General features: G+C 52.0%; 17 protein-coding genes. 5 read left to right on the top strand and 12 right to left on the bottom strand.

All coding sequences use genetic code 11. From position 1 onward, the window contains the following. Positions 1-17: 17 nt before the first annotated feature. On the bottom strand, positions 18-1709 hold the full coding sequence (locus METH11B_RS0119675; RefSeq protein ID WP_026603484.1) for a glycoside hydrolase family 57 protein: 1692 nt from the start codon (positions 1707-1709) through the stop codon (positions 18-20). Further along, positions 1699-2979 (bottom strand): glucose-1-phosphate adenylyltransferase, encoded by a 1281-nt coding sequence (gene glgC, locus METH11B_RS0119670; RefSeq protein ID WP_026146964.1) that lies wholly within the window; start codon positions 2977-2979, stop codon positions 1699-1701. The genes METH11B_RS0119675 and glgC overlap by 11 nt, the downstream gene beginning before the upstream one ends. 215 nt (positions 2980-3194) lie before the next feature. Between glgC and glgB the strand changes: the two genes are divergently transcribed. The 5 genes from glgB (at position 3195) to METH11B_RS27985 (ending at position 12557) form a co-directional block, all read left to right on the top strand. Further along, the gene (glgB, locus tag METH11B_RS0119665) at positions 3195-5375 is read left to right on the top strand and encodes a 1,4-alpha-glucan branching protein GlgB (RefSeq protein WP_026603483.1); all 2181 of its coding nucleotides are present in this window, start codon (positions 3195-3197) and stop codon (positions 5373-5375) included. A 10-nt stretch (positions 5376-5385) separates the two neighbouring features. After that, positions 5386-6819: a glycogen synthase GlgA gene (gene glgA / locus METH11B_RS0119660; protein ID WP_026603482.1), complete on the top strand. Its 1434-nt coding sequence runs from the start codon at positions 5386-5388 to the stop codon at positions 6817-6819. Continuing rightward, entirely contained in the window at positions 6809-7594 is a 786-nt protein-coding gene (locus METH11B_RS0119655) for a type II and III secretion system protein (RefSeq protein WP_026603481.1), read from the top strand. The genes glgA and METH11B_RS0119655 overlap by 11 nt, the downstream gene beginning before the upstream one ends. A 160-nt stretch (positions 7595-7754) precedes the next feature. Continuing rightward, positions 7755-8801, top strand: coding sequence for an extracellular solute-binding protein (locus METH11B_RS0119650; protein WP_051427076.1), 1047 nt, complete (start codon positions 7755-7757; stop codon positions 8799-8801). Continuing rightward, entirely contained in the window at positions 8802-12557 is a 3756-nt protein-coding gene (locus tag METH11B_RS27985; protein WP_026603479.1) for a bifunctional diguanylate cyclase/phosphodiesterase, read from the top strand. It abuts the gene before it with no gap. On the opposite strand, the gene METH11B_RS0119640 is transcribed toward METH11B_RS27985, so the two are convergent. The 10 genes from METH11B_RS0119640 to pal all read right to left on the bottom strand — a co-directional run bounded on the left by METH11B_RS0119640 (position 12550) and on the right by pal (position 20548). Beyond that, positions 12550-13386: an HlyC/CorC family transporter gene (locus tag METH11B_RS0119640; RefSeq protein ID WP_020483175.1), complete on the bottom strand. Its 837-nt coding sequence runs from the start codon at positions 13384-13386 to the stop codon at positions 12550-12552. The genes METH11B_RS27985 and METH11B_RS0119640 overlap by 8 nt on opposite strands. Beyond that, positions 13386-13847: an rRNA maturation RNase YbeY gene (gene ybeY, locus METH11B_RS0119635; RefSeq protein WP_026603478.1), complete on the bottom strand. Its 462-nt coding sequence runs from the start codon at positions 13845-13847 to the stop codon at positions 13386-13388. The genes METH11B_RS0119640 and ybeY overlap by 1 nt, the downstream gene beginning before the upstream one ends. Positions 13848-13850: 3 nt before the next feature. Next, positions 13851-14840, bottom strand: coding sequence for a PhoH family protein (locus METH11B_RS0119630; RefSeq protein ID WP_026603477.1), 990 nt, complete (start codon positions 14838-14840; stop codon positions 13851-13853). After that, positions 14840-16195, bottom strand: a complete 1356-nt coding sequence (gene miaB / locus METH11B_RS0119625) for a tRNA (N6-isopentenyl adenosine(37)-C2)-methylthiotransferase MiaB (protein WP_051427014.1) — start codon at positions 16193-16195, stop codon at positions 14840-14842. Before miaB ends, METH11B_RS0119630 begins: the two co-directional genes overlap by 1 nt. Positions 16196-16300: 105 nt before the next feature. Continuing rightward, positions 16301-17029 carry an MBL fold metallo-hydrolase gene (locus tag METH11B_RS0119620; RefSeq protein WP_026146965.1) on the bottom strand — a complete coding sequence of 243 codons (729 nt, stop codon included), beginning with the start codon at positions 17027-17029 and terminating at the stop codon, positions 16301-16303. Between the two features lie 41 nt (positions 17030-17070). Beyond that, positions 17071-17685, bottom strand: a complete 615-nt coding sequence (locus METH11B_RS0119615) for a hypothetical protein (protein WP_026603475.1) — start codon at positions 17683-17685, stop codon at positions 17071-17073. A 100-nt stretch (positions 17686-17785) separates the two neighbouring features. Then, positions 17786-18478: a 7-cyano-7-deazaguanine synthase QueC gene (queC, locus tag METH11B_RS0119610; protein WP_026603474.1), complete on the bottom strand. Its 693-nt coding sequence runs from the start codon at positions 18476-18478 to the stop codon at positions 17786-17788. Next, positions 18468-19112 carry a 7-carboxy-7-deazaguanine synthase QueE gene (queE, locus tag METH11B_RS0119605; RefSeq protein ID WP_026603473.1) on the bottom strand — a complete coding sequence of 215 codons (645 nt, stop codon included), beginning with the start codon at positions 19110-19112 and terminating at the stop codon, positions 18468-18470. Before queE ends, queC begins: the two co-directional genes overlap by 11 nt. Positions 19113-19124: 12 nt before the next feature. Beyond that, on the bottom strand, positions 19125-19985 hold the full coding sequence (ybgF, locus tag METH11B_RS0119600) for a tol-pal system protein YbgF (RefSeq protein WP_026603472.1): 861 nt from the start codon (positions 19983-19985) through the stop codon (positions 19125-19127). Continuing rightward, the gene (gene pal / locus METH11B_RS0119595) at positions 19982-20548 is read right to left on the bottom strand and encodes a peptidoglycan-associated lipoprotein Pal (RefSeq protein ID WP_026603471.1); all 567 of its coding nucleotides are present in this window, start codon (positions 20546-20548) and stop codon (positions 19982-19984) included. Before pal ends, ybgF begins: the two co-directional genes overlap by 4 nt. Positions 20549-20579 lie beyond the last annotated feature (31 nt).

Genomic DNA, 20579 nt, shown 5'->3' with positions numbered 1-20579 from the left:
TTGTTTGTTCCGTTTTATTATATTTGAATACCGCGCCGCATTGCGCCACCCATCGCCGGGCTGCCGCTGCCTTGCGTAAACGATAAGGCCAGATACGGCGGAGGTTCTTCACCCAGCAAACGATAGAGATTGCTCAAATTAAGCCGGTACTGTTTTTCAAAATCGCTGACCGCTTCGCCCGGATTATAATCACCGAACCACCAAAACCAATCCGATCCCTCGCAGACGCCCAATTGCACCTGTGCGACAGCTAGCTGTTGCTCGGAGAGTTTACCGTTGGCGACCGCTTTGTCGAAAGCGATTTTGACATCGGCCAACATATCCCAGCCGCAGTTCTTATCGGCATCGCCAATCCAGGTCGAAAACGTACCATACACCCAACTACCGGCCACCAATTTCGGCAGGGATCCGCATTGGGGAGCAGCGCTATCCAGATAGTCCGAAAAAGTGGTTAATTCGATACGCGGGTGTTCGCTGAGCCGCTTATACAGTGCACTAAGAAAATGATACCCGTTATCCGGAAAATATTCCCAAGCATTTTCACCATCCATGATTATCGAAACCAAGGGCGTCTGGGGCTCATAATCGGCGATATTTTCCAAGTGATGAATCAGATCTGCCACCGCATCATCGGCATGCCATTTTGAATATTCAAATCCGATTAAATCCGACAATCCGTCGTCACGAAAAAAGCAGGCTATCTCTGCGGAACCCAACTTGAAGGGTCGATGCACAGCAACCGCTTCGCCGACCGCGCTGGCGCGTATGCTGTTATGCAAGACATTACCGCCACTGGCGGCCCATTTGAAACCAAAATCAGCTAACACTTGCAGAGTCCGCTGACTGATACTGCCCTCGGACGGCCAGCAACCTTGCGGTTCGAAACCGAAAAAATGCCGAAAAGTCGCCAAACCTTTTTGCAAATGCCAACGCACCCGCTCTTCACCGCCGGGGTAATGACTAATACCCGGCAAGATTACGCCGGGCATTGCCTCGCGCGCACTGTCTATCTCAAGCATCAACGGCATGATCGGATGCGCATAAGGCGTCACAGACAGTTCGATGCGGCCTTTTCTGGCCAAAGCTTTGTAACGGTAGATAACTTTCGATAGCAGATCGCCGATAATTTCGACAATCTCGATCCTATCATGCAGACTAAAACCACAGCCTTTTTCGATTAAGCGTTTCACCCGCTTATCATTGAGCTTGACAGTCTCGCCCATCCAGACCAGGTGATACCAAACCAAAATATCGGAAATAAATTGGGCGTTTAGATAATTGACAGAATCCTGATGCCCTTCAATCCAGTCGGCCATATCGGTTAATTTACGAAAAGCCGGATAGCGTTCGATCTGCCGTTCGCGATTGGCTTTCCGGCAATCGCGCAACAACTTTAAGCGCTTCTCCGGATCCGCGGACACCGAAGGCTCGACCAATGCTGCCAGCAGGGGGTCCTTGATGGCAATTCTATCGTGTAAATATCCGCTGACTTGGTTGGAATAATCTTCGATCTGCTCCAGCAGGATAGGCGCAAAATTCACTACCGCTTTGGCACCCGGCACGGCTTCCAGGTGTGCGACCATGTCCACATAGTCCTTGATCACATGCAGGTAGGTCCATGGCAGCTTGAATTCGCCGCTCTGCATGTCGCGGTACTCAGGCTGGTGCATGTGCCAGCACAGCACCAGCTTAAGCTTTTTATCGGACATAATTCCGTCTTTGTCCGAGCATATCGGAGGTCACCAACACCACGCCGCCCTCGCTGACATGAAAACGCTTTTCGTCTTCGGCTCGATCCTCGCCAATCACTGTGCCTTCCGGTATCTGACAACCTTTTTCGATGATGGCTTTGGTAATCCGACAGTGTCGGCCGATATTCACCTCGGGCAATACCACCGAATCCTGCACCGAGCTATATGAGTTGACCCGCACCATGGAAAACAGCAGGGAGTGGCGCACAGTGGCGCCGGAAATCACGCAACCGCCGGAGACCATGGAATCGATCGCCTGGCCCCGTCTATCGTCATCGTCAAACACAAATTTGGCCGGTGGCGTTTGCGCTTGATAGGTCCAGATCGGCCAGGTGTTGTCGTACAGATTCATATCAGGCTTAACACCGACCAATTCCATATTGGCCGCCCAGTAGGCATCAATGGTTCCCACATCGCGCCAGTAACTTTGCTGGCCGCTTTGTAAATCCAGGAACGGATAAGCATTGACCCGATATTTTTCGATCACCGACGGAATGATGTCTTTACCGAAATCGCGGCTGGAACCTTTGGTATCGGCATCCTTGATCAGTTGTTCAAACAAGAAACCGGCATTGAAAATATAAATACCCATGGACGCCAGCGCGGTGTTTTCGCGGCCGGGCATGACGGGAGGGTTTTCGGGCTTTTCCACAAAAGCCTTGACCCGGCGATTTTCATCGACGTGCATCACACCAAACGCTTTCGCGTCTTCCAGGGATACCTCAATGCAGCCTATCGTCAGATCGGCCTTGTTGGCGACGTGATCGGCCAGCATCACCGAATAATCCATCTTGTAAATGTGATCGCCCGCCAATACCAATACAAACTCCGGATTACGGGCCCGCAGGATGTCGATATTTTGGTAAATCGCATCGGCGGTACCTTGATACCAGGAATGTTCGTCATGCCGTTGTTGCGCAGGCATCAAGTCCACGTATTCACCAAACTCGCCTCGCAAAAAACCCCAGCCTTGTTGAATGTGGCGAATTAGCGAATCAGCCTTATACTGGGTAAGGATACCGATCTTGCGAATGTCGGAGTTGATACAATTGGATAATGGGAAGTCGATGATACGGAATTTACCACCAAACGGCACCGCCGGCTTGGCCCGCCAGTCGGTCATATCCTTTAGCCGCGATCCGCGTCCACCAGCCAGAATTAACGCAATGGTGTTGCGGGTTAAATCATTGACCCGTCTCTCCGTTTGATGTGTATCGACGACTGACATGTGTATCCTCTTTCAATTAAATAAGCTGTACCGCCCAAAACCGACTGCAACCGACATTTAACAGATTTCTCTACCTGCCACTTGCCGCGTAGAGCCATTATCGTTACTCTTCACGGAAAAGTAAAAACTCAAGCGATTTGATGCTGAAAAGTCGGTCATTACCAAAATTGCTATTCCTGCCAACCGATAACTAACTATAACTGAGGCATTGCAAAATGAACAAGCCAAGCAAAACCAACACGCTTGATTCAGAACTAATAAAACTCACCGAAGCAAAGCATCACGATCCTTTCTCAGTGCTAGGCCGTCATGGCCAAGGCCGCGATAATGTCATCAGAGTGTATTTGCCCTATGCGGAAACCGTGCGAATCAACAGTCCCCAAGGCCCTGAATTCTCTCGTATTCCCGACACCGATTTTTTCGAATACCATCCGGGTAGCGAAGCCATCGCCGAACATTACCCATTATTTTGGACGGATAAGGACGGCTATGACCACCAACACTACGATCCGTACTGCTTCGGCCCGGTGCTGCCGGAATTCGACCAGCATCTGTTTGCCGAAGGCCGGCATTGGCATATCTATCAAAAGCTGGGCTCGCATCTACACAGCGTAGCCGATATTCCCGGCGTACATTTTGCGGTCTGGGCACCGAACGCACAGCGGGTCAGCGTGATCGGCGACTTCAATCGCTGGGACGGCCGGTGCCATCCGATGCGCAGCCTGGGCAGTAGCGGCATCTGGGAAATTTTCATTCCAGGCCTGACCGTCGGCTGCCTGTACAAGTTTGAAATTCTGAATCGCCACACGGGCCAACTACTGGTCAAAACTGACCCTTACGGCCAGCAATTCGAATTCCGTCCGCAAACCGCCGCGATTGTCACAGCAGAAGACAGTTATACCTGGCAAGACGGCAGCTGGATGGATCACCGTCCGCAGCACGATTGGCTGCATCAGCCGATGTCGATTTACGAGGTACACCTGGGCTCCTGGCGGCGCGACCATCGCGGCAATTTCCTTAATTACCGGGAACTGGCCGAGCAATTGGTGGATTACGTCAAGGAACTGGGCTTTACGCATATCGAGCTGTTGCCAGTCACCGAGCATCCGCTGGACATTTCCTGGGGCTATCAAACCACCGGTTATTTTGCGCCCACCAGCCGTCACGGCACCCCTGACGATTTCCGCTATTTCGTCGACCATTGTCATCAAAACGGCATCGGTGTGATTTTGGATTGGGTCCCAGCCCACTTTCCGAAAGACAGCTTCGCGCTGGGTCGCTTCGACGGTACGCCGTTGTACGAACATGAAGACCCGCGCAAGGGTGAGCATCGCGACTGGGGCACCTTGATTTACAACTACAGCCGCAACGAAGTGAAAAACTTCCTGCTGTCCAGCGCTTTCTTCTGGCTGGAGGAATTCCATCTGGATGGCCTGCGGGTCGATGCGGTGGCATCCATGTTGTATTTGGATTATTCCCGCGACGCCAACGACTGGATCCCAAACATGTACGGCGGCAACGAAAACCTGGAAGCGATCGACTTCCTGCGCCAGATGAATACCGTCACCCACGAGCAGCATCCCGGCACGGTGATCATGGCCGAGGAATCAACCTCCTGGCCGCAAGTCACTCGCCCGACCTGGACCGGCGGCCTGGGTTTCTCAATGAAGTGGAACATGGGCTGGATGCATGACATTCTGCATTATATGCAGGAGCAACCGATTCATCGCTCGTATCATCACGATTCGCTGACTTTCGGCTTGCTGTATGCGTTCACCGAAAACTTCGTGCTACCGTTTTCCCACGACGAAGTGGTACACGGCAAAGGTTCGATGTTGAACAAAATGCCCGGCGATGAATGGCAGCGCTTCGCCAATTTGCGCCTGCTGTACACGATGATGTTTACCTACCCAGGCAAAAAACTGTTGTTCATGGGCTGCGAATTCGGTCAAGGCACCGAATGGAGTTGCAACCGCACGTTGGATTGGTACGTACTGGATTACCCACACCACAAAGGTCTGCAAACGCTGGTCAAAGACTTGAATAAACTCTATTCCAGCCATACCGCCCTGCACCGCTACGACTTTGATCATCACGGCTTCGAATGGATCGATTGCCACGACTATCAGCAATCCATTATTAGCTATCGGCGCAAATCAGCGCATGAAGATCTGATCGTGATCCTGAACTTTACGCCCGTGCCGCGTGAAGCCTACCGGATCGGCGTACCTAACCCAGGTACTTACTACGAAATATTCAACTCGGATTCGCAGTATTACGACGGCAGCAACACCGGCAATGGCGCAGTGCTGTCCGAACCGCAACCGTGGATGAACCAAGACCACTCCATTTCCGTCACCTTGCCGCCCCTGGCCGGCATTATTTTGAAAATGTAGTTTTATCGCCATGAAAAAAATTCTGTTCGCGAGCAGCGAAACTCATCCCCTGATCAAAACCGGCGGCCTGGCGGATGTCGCCGGCAGCCTGCCTTTGGCCTTGGCCGAACTGGGCCAAGACGTACGGATTATCATGCCCAATTACCAGGGCATCAAGAACTGCGAGCCCGGCCGTTACCTATGTACGGTGCGAGTCAACAATTGCGACGTCAATCTTTTGGAGACCCGATTGCCGGACAGCGACGTCATCGTCTGGTTGGTCGACTATCCGCCGTTCTTCAATTTTCCCGGTAATCCGTATCTCGATGAAGCCGGGCGACCCTGGCCGAACATCGGTGAGCGCTTTGCGCTGTTCTGCCGCATCATCGTGGAAGTGGCCACCAACCGGGCATATTTAAACTGGCACGCCGACATCGTGCATTGCAACGATTGGCAGACCGGCTTGGTGCCGGCGCTGCTGTCATTGGAACCCAACCCGCCAGCGACGATTTTTACCATTCACAATATGGCCTACCAAGGGCTGTTCCCCGGCAGCACCTACGCCCAGTTAAATCTGCCTGGGCAATTACTACACCCGGACGGCCTGGAGTTCCACGGCATGCTGTCATTCATCAAAGGTGGCCTGAGCTATTCCGACCGGATTACTACGGTGAGTCCCACGTATGCCCAGGAGATCCAGACTCCGGAATTCGGTTACGGCTTGGAAGGTCTGTTGGCCCATAAGCAAAGCCACTTGCGTGGCATTCTGAACGGCATTGATGTGTCGGTCTGGAACCCGGCTAAAGACGAATATATCGTTAAGCCTTTCAGCGTCGATACTTTAAAAGACAAGCTAATCAATAAAACGGCGCTACAACAACAACTGGGCTTGCCGGTGGACTCGGAAACCCCATTGTTCGGCTTGATTGGCCGCCTGGTCGAGCAAAAAGGTATCGATCTGGTACTGAGCTGTCTACAGGAGATGACCACCCTGCCCTTGCAATTTGCCTTACTGGGCAGCGGCGATAAAAGCATCGAATACCGCCTGCAAGAGTTTGCCCGCCTGTATCCGGAAAGAGTGTCCATCACCATCGGCTACGACGAGCGCTTGGCGCATCAAATCGAAGCAGGCGCAGACATCTTCCTGATGCCATCGCGCTTCGAACCTTGCGGCTTGAACCAAATGTATAGCCAATGCTACGGCACGATACCTATTGTCAGAAAAACAGGCGGCTTGGCAGACACAGTAGTCGATGCGCTGCCGGAAAGCATCAGCAATGGCAGCGCCAGCGGCATCTCGTTTAACGATGCGTCAGCGGCAGCGCTCATAGAAGCCATCAAACGCAGCCTGGTGTTATTCCACAACCGACCGGTCTGGAAGAAAATTCAGCGTAACGCGATGGTCAAGGATTTCTCCTGGCAGAACAGTGCGAATCAATATCTCGCGCTTTACAATGAAATCTAAACCCTGCTTGGCCGGCTTGATGTTGATAGCCGGCCTCGCGGTTGCCGACGAATCGGTGCTGGAAGTCATCCCGCTCGCCAACCGCCCCGCCTCAGAAGTACAGGCTTTAGTGGCGCCCTTGCTGGATGCAGATGATCGCGTCATCGATAACGGTTCCAGTCTGATCGTTAAAACCAATCCCGCCAAACTCGGCGAAATCAGGGCCCTCATTCAAAAACTCGATGCCCGGATGAGCAATCTAGTCATCAGCGTCTTACAAACCAGCAGCAAAACGGCAGCCGAGTTGAACGCCGAAGCGGCCATTGCCGCAGCGCCGAATACGATTCGGATGCGCGGCATGATGGGCAACACCGAGGATTTGCAAAACCGGCAACAACATCAACAATTACGCACCCTGGAAGGTCAGGCAGCCCATATCAAAACAGGACAGGTCCGGCCGGTGCAAAATTACAGCGTCTACGACTCAGGCTATGGTTCCGCGGTGAGCAGCAATACCCAGATGATTGAAGCCAGTACCGGCTTCGCTGTTACGCCGCGTTTGACCGGCAACCAAGTCACTCTCGATATCGAACCGTGGTCGGACACCTTTCAGCGCAACGGCCATATCGAAACCCAATCCGCACACACCACTTTACGCGCCAATCTCGGCGAATGGGTGGAACTTGCCGGCAATGCCGACACCGAACAATCCGACAGTCGCGGCTTCAACAGTTTCAACCACAGTACCCGGCAAAACGTTTTACGCATTCTGATCAAAGTCGATCAAGCGGATTGATCGGGACCCGCACTCGACTACCAGCCGAACAATCCTACCCGGCAGCGTCACAGTATTATTTTCGGAATCTGTGCGCGGCAACATAATATCAATATCGTAATTGGCGGAAAGCGCATACTAATTGGTTATGATGGCCCGACAAATTCATGCCGACAGCCTTATGAGCATTACTGCCAAACGTTCCGCCACCGTTTTTACATATTTTCTAACGATCATGTGTCTGGCAATATCCGGTTGGGTGTCCGCCCAGGAAACGTTGCGGATACTCACTTGGGACGGTTACGCCGATAATGAAGTGATTTCGGCATTCCAGCAGCGGTTCAACGTTGCGATAGAGTTGACCCTGGTAACGTCGGACGACGACCTTTGGCAGAAAATCAATAGCGGCAGCTATGACGTATTTGCTGTCAATACTGCGGAATTGCAGCGTTATATCGATCATGGCCTCAGCAGACCGATCAGCATGGCGAATATCCCCAACCATGCCCGGCAATTGCCGCGTTTCCAAAACTTGCAAGCTATCCCCGGTCTGGTTCGTGGGAACGACACGTATGCCGTTCCTTACACCTACTCGGAAATGGGGCTGATCTATAACCGCAAACTAGTTAACACAGCCCCACAATCCATGTCGGCTATGTGGGACACCGCTTATCGGGGCCGCGTGCTGGCTTTTAACGCCAGTAATCACAATTTTTCCATGGTCGGCTTACTGAGGGGCGTCTCCAATCCGTTCCGGATGACGTATCCCGAACTACAACAGGCCGCTCGCGAATTGGCCAAGTTACGCCGTAATGTTTTGACCTTTTACGCGACCGCCGAGGAAGCGACCAGGCTTTTTGTCAAATATGATATAGCCTTGATTTTCGGTAATTACGGCACCCAACAACTGAAAGCCTTGCGCGAAGCAGGTGCCGACATCGGCTATGTGATTCCCCGCGAAGGCGCGCTGGCCTGGCTGGATTGCTGGGCAATCACCCAAAATAGCCGAAACCCTGAATTAGCGGAAGCATGGATTAATTACACCTTGGAAAAAGCGGTCAGCGAGCGACTCACCCAGCAACACGGCTTGGCAAACACCCTTACAGCGCCGGAGAACGACAGTCCCCAAAACCAGCCCATCATTTGGCTGGAACCGATACTCAATCCTCTAGCGCGCAAAACGCTATGGGATAGAATCATTTCCGGCGAAGCGCCCGAGGCATTCTGAGTGCGCTCCAGCATAGGCATAAAACTGGGTTTCTGGCTGGCACTGCTAGGCACACTATCCACAGGCCTAACCGGTTATTATGTTTACGATCGTAGCCGGACCATGCTGGTGGGAACGGCCAAGGATAAGCTGTTAAACGACACCCAAGCCTTAGGACACCGATTTGCGGATGCGTTGGCAGCTACCGCCAGCAACGTAAAGTTTCTAACCCATCTGCCGGTCAGCGCCGACATCGTCTCGGCGAAACCTGAGTCAAAGTTGAGCATACGCAAAAATCAATTGGCGGAGATTTTTGTCAGCCTGCTGAATGCCCATCCCGAATACAGTCAAATCCGTTTGATCGACACACAACATTACGGCAAGGAATTGGTCAGAGTCGATAGAGACCAAGACAACCTCAAAATCATTGACGAGGCACAATTACAAGAGAAGAACCATTTCCCATACGTATTCGAAACCATGCCGCTAGCCGCCGAGCTATACTACGTTTCCGAAATCAATTTAAATCAAGAATTAGGCACTCACCTGGGATTCGGCAAACCCACTCTGCGGATAGCGATGCCCATCAAGTCGGCGAACGCCTCCACCATCGCGGTGATCGTCATCAATGTCGATTTACAAGGGTTGTTCGAGCAAGTGCGCGGCGATATTCCCGACGATATTGAATTGCTGCTCAGCAACGACAGAGGGGACTACTTGATGCACCCCGACGCGGCAAAAACCTTTGGATTTGAGAGCGGCCGCAATTTCCTGATTCAGGATGACATCCCGAACATAAAAGCGATTCTGGCTGGCAAACAAGCGCATTTGGTATTCGCGACCAGCGATAAGCAAAGTCTGGCCGCTTCTTCACTGGCCGCTTTCGTAAAACTGCCGTTGGGCTCGGAAAGCCGCGGGCGCTTCGCGATGCTGGGCTTGTACACGCCGCTGAAAAACGTTTTGCAGGAAAGTAAAGCCCTGGGAATAGGCGTTATCGAAATAACATTGTTGTTCAGCCTGCTGGCAAGTGCAATTTCGCTGCTGTTGGCGCGCGTCCTGGCCAAACCGCTAAATTCGATGACGACCGCCATCGGTCAATACAAGCTGGGCACGCCGCTGACCGGGCTACCGACGCAGCGTAACGACGAAATCGGCTACCTGGCTAATAGCTTCATGTCGATGACTGAGCAACTAAACTCGCAAATAGCTGAGCTACATGCCTCCGAAGCCAAGTTGCATGCCATTCTCGACAACGCACCGGTCGGCATTTGGCTGGCCGACCTTGATACGCGCTTTTTGTTTGTAAACCATACCTTTTGCGACGCCCTTGGCCTGCCGGAAGCCCGCTTCATTGCTAACGAGCAACTTGCCGAGCTGTTTGGGACGGAAATGGCCGCCCGTTTCCTAAGCGCCGATCAAGCCTGTTTAGCGCAAGCGAACCAACCGCATCAATCTCTCGAGCAAATTAAATTTGCCGACGGCAAACGGCATACCATCCAGATAACCCGCACCCAATTACAGGACATTAACCAAGAAACGGTCGGCATTATCGGTATTGCCATGGATATCAGTGATCGCCAACAAGCGGCTAATCGCGAACGCGCCCATAACCACGTACTGGAATTACTGTCAAAAGGTGCGGCATTACCGGATATCCTGCAAGCGGTAGTGCGGGGTGTGGAAACCCAAAATCCGGACTTACTCTGTTCAATCTTGTTATTGAATAGCGAAGGCAATCGCCTATTTATCGGTGCGGCACCGCGCCTGCCCGACTTCTACAATGCCGCCGTAGACGGCTTGTTCATAGGTCCCGGCGTCGGCTCATGCGGCACCGCCGCTTACTTTGGCCAACGCGTCATTGTCGAAGATATTCAGAACCATACGTATTGGGGACCTTTTACCGAGCTTGCGGCACGGGCCGACTTAGGGGCGTGCTGGTCGGAACCAATCCGTGGCTCCTCCGGCCAATTGTTGGGCACGTTCGCTATTTACCAGCGCCAGCCAGCGTCACCGGGAGCCGACGATATTCAGATGATTGAACAGGCTTCGCATCTGGCCGGCATCGCGATCGACCGTAGCCGCAGTAATGAAGAGCTGCAATTGGCTTCGTTAGTGTATCAAAACAGCAGCGAAGCCATGGCCGTAACCGACGCACAAGGCATGATCATCAATGTTAATCCGGCTTTCACCGCGTTGACCGGCTACACCTTGGACGAAGTCATCGGTAAAAACCATAACATTCTGAACTCCGAGCGGCAGAGCGAACAGTTTTATCAAGCCATGTGGCACGCCATCAACACTGGCGGTCACTGGAAAGGCGAAATTTGGAATCGCCGGAAGAATGGCGAGATTTTCGCCGAGCAACTGACCATCAATACCATCTTCAGTGCGGATGGCGTGCCGCAGCGGCGAGTTGCGTTGTTTTCCGACATCACGCAAAAAAAACAGTCCGAAGAACTGATCTGGACCCAAGCCAATTTCGATCCGCTCACTGGCCTGCCCAACCGCCGCATGTTTCACGACAGACTGGATCAAGAAATCAAAAAGGCACATCGTAGCGGCTTACAGGTCGCTTTGATATTGCTTGATCTTGACCGTTTCAAGGAAGTTAACGATACACTGGGGCACGATATGGGCGATTTATTGCTGAAAGATGCCTCGCAACGGCTACTGCGTTGCGTACGCGATTCCGATACTGTCGCCAGATTGGGCGGCGACGAATTCACAGTTATCCTCGGCGAACTTGATGATGCCGACGACGCCGAACGCGTCGTCAAAAACATCCTGCAAAGATTGGCCGAACCTTTTCAGCTGAAAAGCAAAGTGGCCTACATCTCCGCCAGTATCGGCATCACGCTCTACCCCAAGGACGCCGAGAGAATCGATTCATTAATCAAAAACGCCGATCAAGCAATGTACGCCGCGAAACATCAGGGCCGTAATCGCTATTGTTATTTCACTCCATCAATGCAGGAAGCCGCTCTAGCGCGCATGCTGATTGCCGACGATTTGCGTAACGCTCTGGAGGCCAACCAGTTCGAAGTGTATTACCAGCCGGTCGTGGAACTGGGCTCCGGCGCCATCCATAAAGCCGAAGCGCTGATTCGCTGGCAACACCCGACGCGCGGCATGGTCAGTCCCGCAGAATTTGTGCATATTGCCGAAGATATAGGCCTGATTGCCGAAATCGGCGATTGGGTATTTAAACAAGCGGCGGGACAGGTCAAACAATGGCGTTCCCGGTACCATCCGGATTTTCAGATCAGCGTCAACAAATCGCCGGTGCAGTTTTACGACGACCAGTCCCACGGCACTTGGCTGGATCACTTGCAAACACTTGAGTTGCCCGGACAAAGCATCGTGGCGGAAATTACCGAGGGCTTGCTGCTGGACGCCAGCAATGTGGTAAAAGATCAATTACTGGCTTTTCGAGATGCGGGAATTCAAGTATCGCTGGACGATTTCGGCACAGGCTATTCGTCGCTGGCTTATCTGAAAAAATTCGATATCGACTATCTGAAAATAGATCAGTCTTTCGTCGGTAATTTGTCGCCGAACTCCAGCGACAAGATACTCTGCGAAGCGATTATCGTCATGGCGCACAAGCTGGGCATAAAGGTCATCGCGGAAGGCATAGAAACCGAACAACAACGCCAGCTACTGCTGGAAGCGGACTGCGACTATGGACAGGGCTATTTATTCTCCAGAGCCCTGCCGGCCGATGCATTCGAGGAACTACTAGCCTCAGGCACCAGCGCACAGAACACACTTATTTGAGCTTCAATTTCAGTAAATGCACCCGCCGATTGTCGGCCCGCAATACCTCGAAACAGAAGTCTTCCAGCTCCACTTTTTCGCCTTTCTTGGGAAAATGCTCAAGGCGCTGCACGATCAAACCGCCTAGCGTATCGTATTCGTCGTCTTCCAGCGTAGCGGAAAAATAATCGTTGAATTCTTCGATGGGTGTAAGCGCGCTGACGATAAACTCTTTTTCGCTACGCTGAGAAATAAATTCTTGTACTTCATCGTCGTCGTGTTCGTCTTCGATCTTGCCGACGATTTGCTCGAGGACGTCTTCAATCGTCACCAAGCCGGCGGCGTTGCCGTATTCGTCTACAACGATGGCCATGTGATTGCGTTCGGTGCGAAATTCTTTTAACAACACGTTCAAACGCTTGCTTTCCGGAACCACGTTGACCGGACGCATCACATCTTCGACTTTCAGGGTTTTATCCCGCAAAGCATGAGCCAGCAAGTCTTTGGCCAGTAACACGCCGACTACCTTACTGCGGTCTTCTTCGATGACTGGAAATCGGGAATGGGCAAATTCGACAACTAAAGGAAAGATGGTTTCCAGCTCCGCATCCCGGGGCACGACCACCATTTGCGAACGCGGAATCATGATGTCTCTGACCCGCATCTCCGCTACGTGCATTACGCCTTCCATCATGGCCAACGCGTCGGAGTCTAAAAGATGTTTTTCTTGCGATTCTCTCAATATCTCCAGCAAGTCTTCCTGATCTTGCGGCTCCCCACTCAGAAAATGACCGATGCGCTCGATCAAGCTCTTATGGGGTTGACTACTCGGGGGGTTACCATCGCTCATTACTTTCCATCCTCCATATAAGGGTTTGCTATACCTAATTTGCTCAAAATCTCAATTTCTAATGCTTCCATTTGTTCGGCATCCTGATCCTCTATATGGTCATACCCTAGCAAATGCAATACGCCGTGTATAGTGATATGCGCCCAATGATGTTCGGCCAATTTGTTTTGCTGCGCCGCTTCCTGCGCAATCAGCGGCGCGCAAATCACCAAATCGCCCAGCAAGTCCATATCGATACCCGCCGGCGCTTCAAACGGAAAGCTCAGGATATTGGTCGGCCCATTCTTGTGGCGATATTGTTGGTTGAGTTGCGCACTTTCCGCATCATCGACTAACCGAATCACCAGTTCGCTGTCCGCGCCATCTTCAAAAATTGCCAGGGCGATATCCGCCCATTGCTGAAACTGCTCCAATTCGGGGTGAGGCGCCGACGTAGCAATTTGCATGTCGATATAATTCATACACTAAACCGAGGGCGTGTGCTCTTTTTCGTAGTGCTCGTAGGCGGCGACTATCCGCTGCACCAAAGGATGCCGGACCACGTCGCGCACGCCGAAAAAGGTAAAACTGATACCCTCTACATCCTTCAGCACTTTCAACACATGCTTCAAGCCGGACATTTTTTCGTTGGGTAAATCGATTTGCGTGACATCGCCGGTAATGACGGCGGTGGAGCCAAAACCGATCCGGGTCAGAAACATCTTGATCTGTTCCACCGTGGTATTTTGCGCTTCATCCAGAATAATGAAGGAATCGTTCAAGGTTCTACCGCGCATAAAGGCTAAGGGCGCTACTTCGATGACATTTTTTTCCAGTAATTTCTCGACGCGTTCGAAGCCCAACATGTCGTAAAGCGCGTCGTACAAGGGCCGTAAATAGGGATCGACCTTCTGCGCCATATCGCCCGGCAGGAAACCCAATTTCTCGCCCGCTTCGACTGCCGGCCGCACCAGGATAATCCGCCGTACCGTCTCGTTTTGCAGCGCGTCAACCGCACACGCCACCGCCAGATAGGTTTTACCGGTACCAGCGGGACCGACGCCAAAATTAATGTCGTGCGAAATGATCTTGCGCAAATAGTCCTGCTGATTAAAACCGCGTCCCTTGATTACTCCGCGCTTGGTTTTAATCGCCACCGGCTCCAATTTCACGTTCGGAGCCGCCTGTAGTAACTGGTCGATACTGGCATCCTGCAAACTCAAATGCACTTGCTCCGGGGTGATTTCTTCCCGCTCGGTGAGTTCGAACAATTTCTGAATCACCGCGCAAGCTGCCGTGACGGCGGCATCGACACCCGTCACTTTAAAATGATTGCTGCGATTGGCGATCTCTACCTGCAAGCGTTGCTCGATTTGGCGAATATGCGCATCCAATTGTCCGCAAAAATTGGACAAACGCTGCGCATCGGCGGGTAACAGGGTAATTTCTTGCGAAAAATGGTTGGCGTTCAACACTAGGCGGTCTGCTGGATTTTTTCGATGGACGATTCCACCAGACGGCCGCGTAACGAATTGGGCAAGGCTTCGGCAATGTAGACATCAACGAACTGGCCTATCAAGCGCGGGTGCCCGGCAAAATTCACGGCGCGGTTGTTCTCGGTACGACCAGTGAGATGCAGCGGATTTTTCTTGGAAATGCCTTCTACCAGTACGCTTTGCACCGTACCAATCATCGCTTCGGAAATAGCCATAAACATTTCGTTCAGCCTATCTTTCAAGCGCTTCAGGCGCTGTTCCTTAACCGCCATACTGACATCGTCGGCAAAATTGGCCGCCGGCGTGCCCGGTCTGGCACTGAAAATGAAACTGTAAGACAAGTCGTAACCGACTTCTTCGATCAGATCCATCGTATCTTGAAAATCCTGCTCGGTTTCGCCGGGAAAGCCGACGATAAAATCCGACGACAAACTAATGCCCGGCCGCACCGCTTTCATCTTGCGCATGATTTCCAGATAATCTTCGCGTCTATGGCCGCGCTTCATCTCGGCCAAAATACGGTTGCTGCCGCTTTGCACCGGCAAATGCAAATGATTGACCAACTGCGGAATTTCGGCAAACGCTTCGATAATATCGTCAGTGAATTCCAAAGGATGCGATGTGGTGAAACGTATACGGTCGATACCATCGACGGCAGCGACGCAATGCAACAGCAGCGCAAAACTAGCTAGATCGCCGTCTTCCATCGCACCGCGATATGCATTAACGTTTTGGCCGAGCAGGTTGATCTCGCGCACGCCTTGTCTGGCCAGCGTTTCGATTTCGGCAATCACATCGTTCAGCGGCCGGCTGACTTCTTCACCGCGGGTGTATGGCACTACGCAATAGGTACAGTATTTACTGCACCCTTCCATTACCGACACATAGGCCTTAGGACCTTCCGCACGCGGTTCCGGTAAATTATCGAATTTTTCGATTTCCGGAAAAGAAATATCTACGACATGCTTACCGCCGCTACGTGCTTGGTTTAACAACTCAGGCAAGCGGTGCAGAGTTTGCGGGCCAAACACGATGTCTACATACGGTGCGCGTTTTTGCAGCGCGGCACCTTCCTGGCTGGCCACGCAGCCACCGACGCCGATAATCACACCGGGACGTTTATCTTTGATTTTTTTCCAGCGCCCGACCGCAGAAAACACCTTTTCCTGGGCTTTTTCGCGAATCGAACAGGTGTTTAGCAGTAACACATCGGCGTGTTCCGGAATATCGGTCAACTCCATGCCATGCGATGCCATCAATACGTCCCGCATTTTATCGGAATCGTATTCGTTCATTTGACAGCCGTTAGTCTGTATGTAAAGTTTTTGCGCCATGCTTGATGAGATACCTCAACTACTCTCACTAACAAAAAACCCCCATCTCGCGACGGGGGCTCGTAATGGCCGGATTATAAACCCAATTTTCGGCAAATGCTTGTTTTATACGGCAATCCCCACTTGCAGGGCCTCGAACCAATCCAGAAAACGCTTCACATCATCGCCTTTAAACATCCGACCATGTTGCGGGGCCAGTATGTCGATATCCAACTTCCTGACCCGATCAATCCAGGCGCGCTTAGCTTGATTAGAGGGCATCCAACGCTGATGAAAGAAACGCATCTTCTCGACGTGCATATCGAAGTTGTCCACAAATACCGGCGTACCCGGCGCTTCCAAGGCTGCACCGACATCGCCGGACATCAGGATTTTGGCGTGTGGATCGTAAATATGGAAATTAGCAGAGGCATGCAGGTAGTGCGCAGGGATGATCTGCAACTCGGTAGTACCGAGATTGATGACCCCGCCATGATCGGGAATCGGCACATATTCGATAGTTTCGCAGCCGAAATGCCTTAAAAAACCTTCCCATAACGCTGCCGCATGCAGTTTGGCGTGAGGCAACGCTTGATCCCATAAACCTAAAGACGAAATGATGTCCGGATCTTGATGCGATGCGAACAAATCGGTAATTTCCTCTACCGGCGCATGGTGTAAAACCGCCGCCAGCATGGGTGCAAACAGTTCTATGCCGCCGGGATCAATCAATAAGCAGCGATTGGCCGTCCTCACCATATATTGGTTGGTATCGATAATTTTTTCGGGCTTATGTACGTCGCGGCCAAACATTATCCATTGGTAGGCGCCCTCATAAATTTTGGTCATTCTCATGCTAACTGTACCTCTTGGCCAGACTGGGTTTGGTGGGTGCGCTATTCGGTGACGTTTATAATCGTCAAAGCACTCCGGCATTTATGTACTTTATCGTTGATTATTTGCGCGGCGTTATCGACGCTTTCCGCGACCGCTTGCAGACTTTGCAGATACTCTCCCGCTTGCGAAGCCTCGATGCGGGAGTTGGCAGCAATCACCCGGGCCGCCCTGGCCGGATGCATCACATCAGCCAACTTAATCAATAATTCCGAAACCTGGATAATAAACTCTCGATGACAAATCTGAGTTCTTAGCCTGACTTCTTGCAATGGGGCGTTCAAGGAATCGGCATATCTGGCGCCGACGGCTAACTGTCCAACTTTCTCGAAGCGTCTGCACGCTTCGGTCATACGTTGTTCATTGACTGTCAGGCGATAAAGGTGGAAAGCGTATTCGTTGATGTTATTGACCAATTCGATCGTATCCTTGGCCAATTCGTTAATGAAGTCGGTGATGGGTTGGAAACCCTTGGCCTTTTCCCCGGCTCGAAAGGCAATGGCTTTGGCATTGGCTGCCGCTAGGGAAATTTCCTTGGCCACTTCCATCACCGCGCTCAATTCGGCGGCTATAGAAGCCACGGCGACAAATTGGGACTTGGTTTGTTTGACTTGCATACTGAAAGACCCTCAGATCGACGATAAATTTATTTATAGCTTAGCCGACAAATAAATACCCGTGCTATTTGAGTTTCTAATAAATGCGCGTCAACCCCGGTTATTTAGGTCGATAATGAGTTGGATCAGCCACGCCCAGATTTTGAAAACCGGCCGCCCGCAATCTGCAGGCATCGCAAACGCCACAGGCTCTACCTTTAATATCAGCAGAGTAACAAGATACGGTATCCGCGTAATCGACGCCCAGCTCCAAACCTTTTTGAATAATCTCAGCTTTGCTCAAAGCTATCAGCGGTGTGTGAATTTGAATTTTATGGCCTTCCACTCCCGCTTTGGTGCCCAGGTTGGCCATATCTTGAAAAGCTTTGATAAATTCCGGCCGACAATCGGGGTAACCGGAATAATCGACGGCGTTCACACCGATGAACACATCGTGAGCGTTCACCACTTCCGCCCAACCCAGGGCAAACGCCAGAAATATAGTATTTCTGGCCGGCACATAAGTCACCGGAATGCCGGCTTGCGGCGAAGTCGGTACATCGATCCGCGCATCGGTCAACGCAGAACCGCCTATTGCGCTCAACCCGAGGTTGATGATCTTATGATCAGCGACCTGGTAATGCTTGGCGATTCTCCGCGAAGCTTCCAATTCGGCATTGTGGCGCTGGCCGTAATCGAAACTCAAGGCGTAGCAAGTAAAGCCTTGTTGTTTGGCAAGTGCCAACACCGTAATGGAATCCAGGCCGCCGGACAATAAAATGATTGCCGGCCTGGAACTGCTGTTATTTTCCACGCGCGTCGTTCCAAAGAAATTTATGTAATTGAATTTGAAACCTAACCTGTAATTGGTCGGCCAAAATACGCTCGGCCAGCTCGGTATGTGACATCACATCCATCACCGGCGAGAACAGTACTTGGCAATGTTCGACTAAGCGATAGAGCTCAAGTTGCTGCTTGGCCCATTGGTAATCGGCGGCATCGGCAATCACGAATTTGACTTGGTCGTGCGCCGTTAAATACTGGATATTGTCATATCGATTGCGCTCAAGTTCACCTGAGCTCGGCGTTTTCAAATCCATGACTTTACTGACCCGGCTGTCAACCATCGACACATCCAAGGCACCGCTGGTTTCCAGCGAAACCTGGTAACCGGCATCCAACAAGCGAAGCATCAAAGGATTACAGGCAGGTTGAGCTAAAGGTTCGCCACCGGTTACCGTCACATAGCGGGTGTTGTAGCGGCCAACCTGCTGAAGAATATCGTCGAGGCTAAGTTTATCGCCGCCGCTGAAAGCATAGGCAGTATCGCAATAGGTGCAACGCAAGGGGCAGCCGGTCAAGCGAATAAAGACAGTGGGCAGCCCCACCGTATTCGCCTCACCCTGTAGGGAATAGAATACTTCGGTAATACGTAGCGTTTGCTCCATCCGTACGCCAATTTATTGCGGCATTTGCGCCAGCTTTTTTTCCGCCAAATGCGCAGCAGTAGTGCCTGGATAGCTGGTAGTCACCCGCGTTAGATAATCGCGAGCTTTTGCGGTGTTTTGCAGATCGAATTCGATATAGCCCAGTTTCAACAAGGCGTCCGGCACTTTAGAGCTGTTGGGGTATTGGCTGACCACCTTATTAAATGCAGCACGCGCCGCATCGAATTCACGATTGATCTTATGCGCTTCCGCCAGCCAATACTGAGAATTGTCGGCAAACTCGCCTGCTGGAAAGTCTTTCAGCAAATCCTGAAACATTTTGATGGCTTGGGCATTGTGGCCGTTACGCAAAGTATCGTAAGCCGACTGATAACGTTCCTTTTCGTTGCCTTGTGCCGCCGTCGCAGCCGGCTTATTGTCCACTACAGGCGCAGCCAGAGCTGGCGTCGCAGTTGCAACTGGCGCCGGGGTTGGTGCAACCGGGGCCGCTGGTGCGGGAGGTTGAGCAGCAGTGGCTGCCGCTTGTCCAGTCACAGCCGTATCGGCAGAAGCTGGCGCGGGCGATTGACTCTGCGGCGCTTGCCCACCGGCGGTAAGCGCCTGCATCCGATCATCAAGATCGGAGTACATATTGCTTTGTTTTCTTTGCAAGTCGGCGATGGTCTGGGATTGCTCCTCGACCATGCCGCGCAATTGTTGCACTTCCGACTGTAACTGCTCCAATCTGCCCAATACCTCAAAAATAGCATTGTCAGTAGCGGCCGGCTGCGCATAAGCATTCGCAGCCGGATAACCGGCACCATTAGGCGCAGCGCCAGCTTCGGCACATAAGCCAAAGCCGAGACTCAGGATCAGAAGCGCACGCTTACTCATTGATAGCCAACTTCCACGCGGCGATTTTGCTGCCAAGCTGATTCGTCATGACCCGACACAACAGGTTTTTCTTCGCCATAACTAACCACTTCCAATTGGCTCGCGGTGACACCTTGCGAACGCATCATTCTCTCTACTGATTTAGAACGTTGCTCGCCCAGCGCGATGTTGTATTCGCTGGAACCGCGCTCGTCGGCATGGCCGGACAGGATAACGTGTTGATTAGGATGTGAAGCCAAATAACGCGCATGCGCGGCCACGACAGGCACGTATTCTTGTTTCACTTGGCTGCTATCGATTTCGAAGTAAATGACCTGTTTGGACAACGGATTGTTAGGGTCGCTGAACTCAGGCCCCAGGTTCGCGCCGGAACCGGAGCCGAAGCTGCTGCCATTGCCTGAGCCGAATTGGCTACCAGACATAGATCCATCGGCCAGACCGCTGGTTGAGGCATCGGTACCTTGGGTGGAATCCGCCAAACCTTCTTCTTCGGTTGAGCTACAGCCTGTTGTTACCAAAATCGCAGTCATGGCCAAAGCCAAATAGGTTTTGTTAAATCTCATCAATTTTCTCCAATATATAAATTAAAACTCA

It is taken from the genome of Methylomonas sp. 11b (genome assembly GCF_000515215.1).
Classification (GTDB): domain Bacteria; phylum Pseudomonadota; class Gammaproteobacteria; order Methylococcales; family Methylomonadaceae; genus Methylomonas.
Note: the sequence above shows the minus strand (reverse complement) of the source record. Positions and strands in the feature narration are given on the sequence as shown.

What these genes read in the sequence shown, in the direction of transcription:
- METH11B_RS0119675 (WP_026603484.1), bottom strand. Translation starts at nt 1,709, where the DNA reads ATGTCCGATAAAAAGCTTAAGCTGGTGCTGTGCTGGCACATGCACCAG.
- glgC (WP_026146964.1), bottom strand. Translation starts at nt 2,979, where the DNA reads ATGTCAGTCGTCGATACACATCAAACGGAGAGACGGGTCAATGATTTA.
- glgB (WP_026603483.1), top strand. Translation starts at nt 3,195, where the DNA reads ATGAACAAGCCAAGCAAAACCAACACGCTTGATTCAGAACTAATAAAA.
- glgA (WP_026603482.1), top strand. Translation starts at nt 5,386, where the DNA reads ATGAAAAAAATTCTGTTCGCGAGCAGCGAAACTCATCCCCTGATCAAA.
- METH11B_RS0119655 (WP_026603481.1), top strand. Translation starts at nt 6,809, where the DNA reads ATGAAATCTAAACCCTGCTTGGCCGGCTTGATGTTGATAGCCGGCCTC.
- METH11B_RS0119650 (WP_051427076.1), top strand. Translation starts at nt 7,755, where the DNA reads ATGAGCATTACTGCCAAACGTTCCGCCACCGTTTTTACATATTTTCTA.
- METH11B_RS0119640 (WP_020483175.1), bottom strand. Translation starts at nt 13,386, where the DNA reads ATGAGCGATGGTAACCCCCCGAGTAGTCAACCCCATAAGAGCTTGATC.
- ybeY (WP_026603478.1), bottom strand. Translation starts at nt 13,847, where the DNA reads ATGAATTATATCGACATGCAAATTGCTACGTCGGCGCCTCACCCCGAA.
- miaB (WP_051427014.1), bottom strand. Translation starts at nt 16,195, where the DNA reads ATGGCGCAAAAACTTTACATACAGACTAACGGCTGTCAAATGAACGAA.
- METH11B_RS0119620 (WP_026146965.1), bottom strand. Translation starts at nt 17,029, where the DNA reads ATGAGAATGACCAAAATTTATGAGGGCGCCTACCAATGGATAATGTTT.
- METH11B_RS0119615 (WP_026603475.1), bottom strand. Translation starts at nt 17,685, where the DNA reads ATGCAAGTCAAACAAACCAAGTCCCAATTTGTCGCCGTGGCTTCTATA.
- queE (WP_026603473.1), bottom strand. Translation starts at nt 19,112, where the DNA reads ATGGAGCAAACGCTACGTATTACCGAAGTATTCTATTCCCTACAGGGT.
- ybgF (WP_026603472.1), bottom strand. Translation starts at nt 19,985, where the DNA reads ATGAGTAAGCGTGCGCTTCTGATCCTGAGTCTCGGCTTTGGCTTATGT.
- pal (WP_026603471.1), bottom strand. Translation starts at nt 20,548, where the DNA reads ATGAGATTTAACAAAACCTATTTGGCTTTGGCCATGACTGCGATTTTG.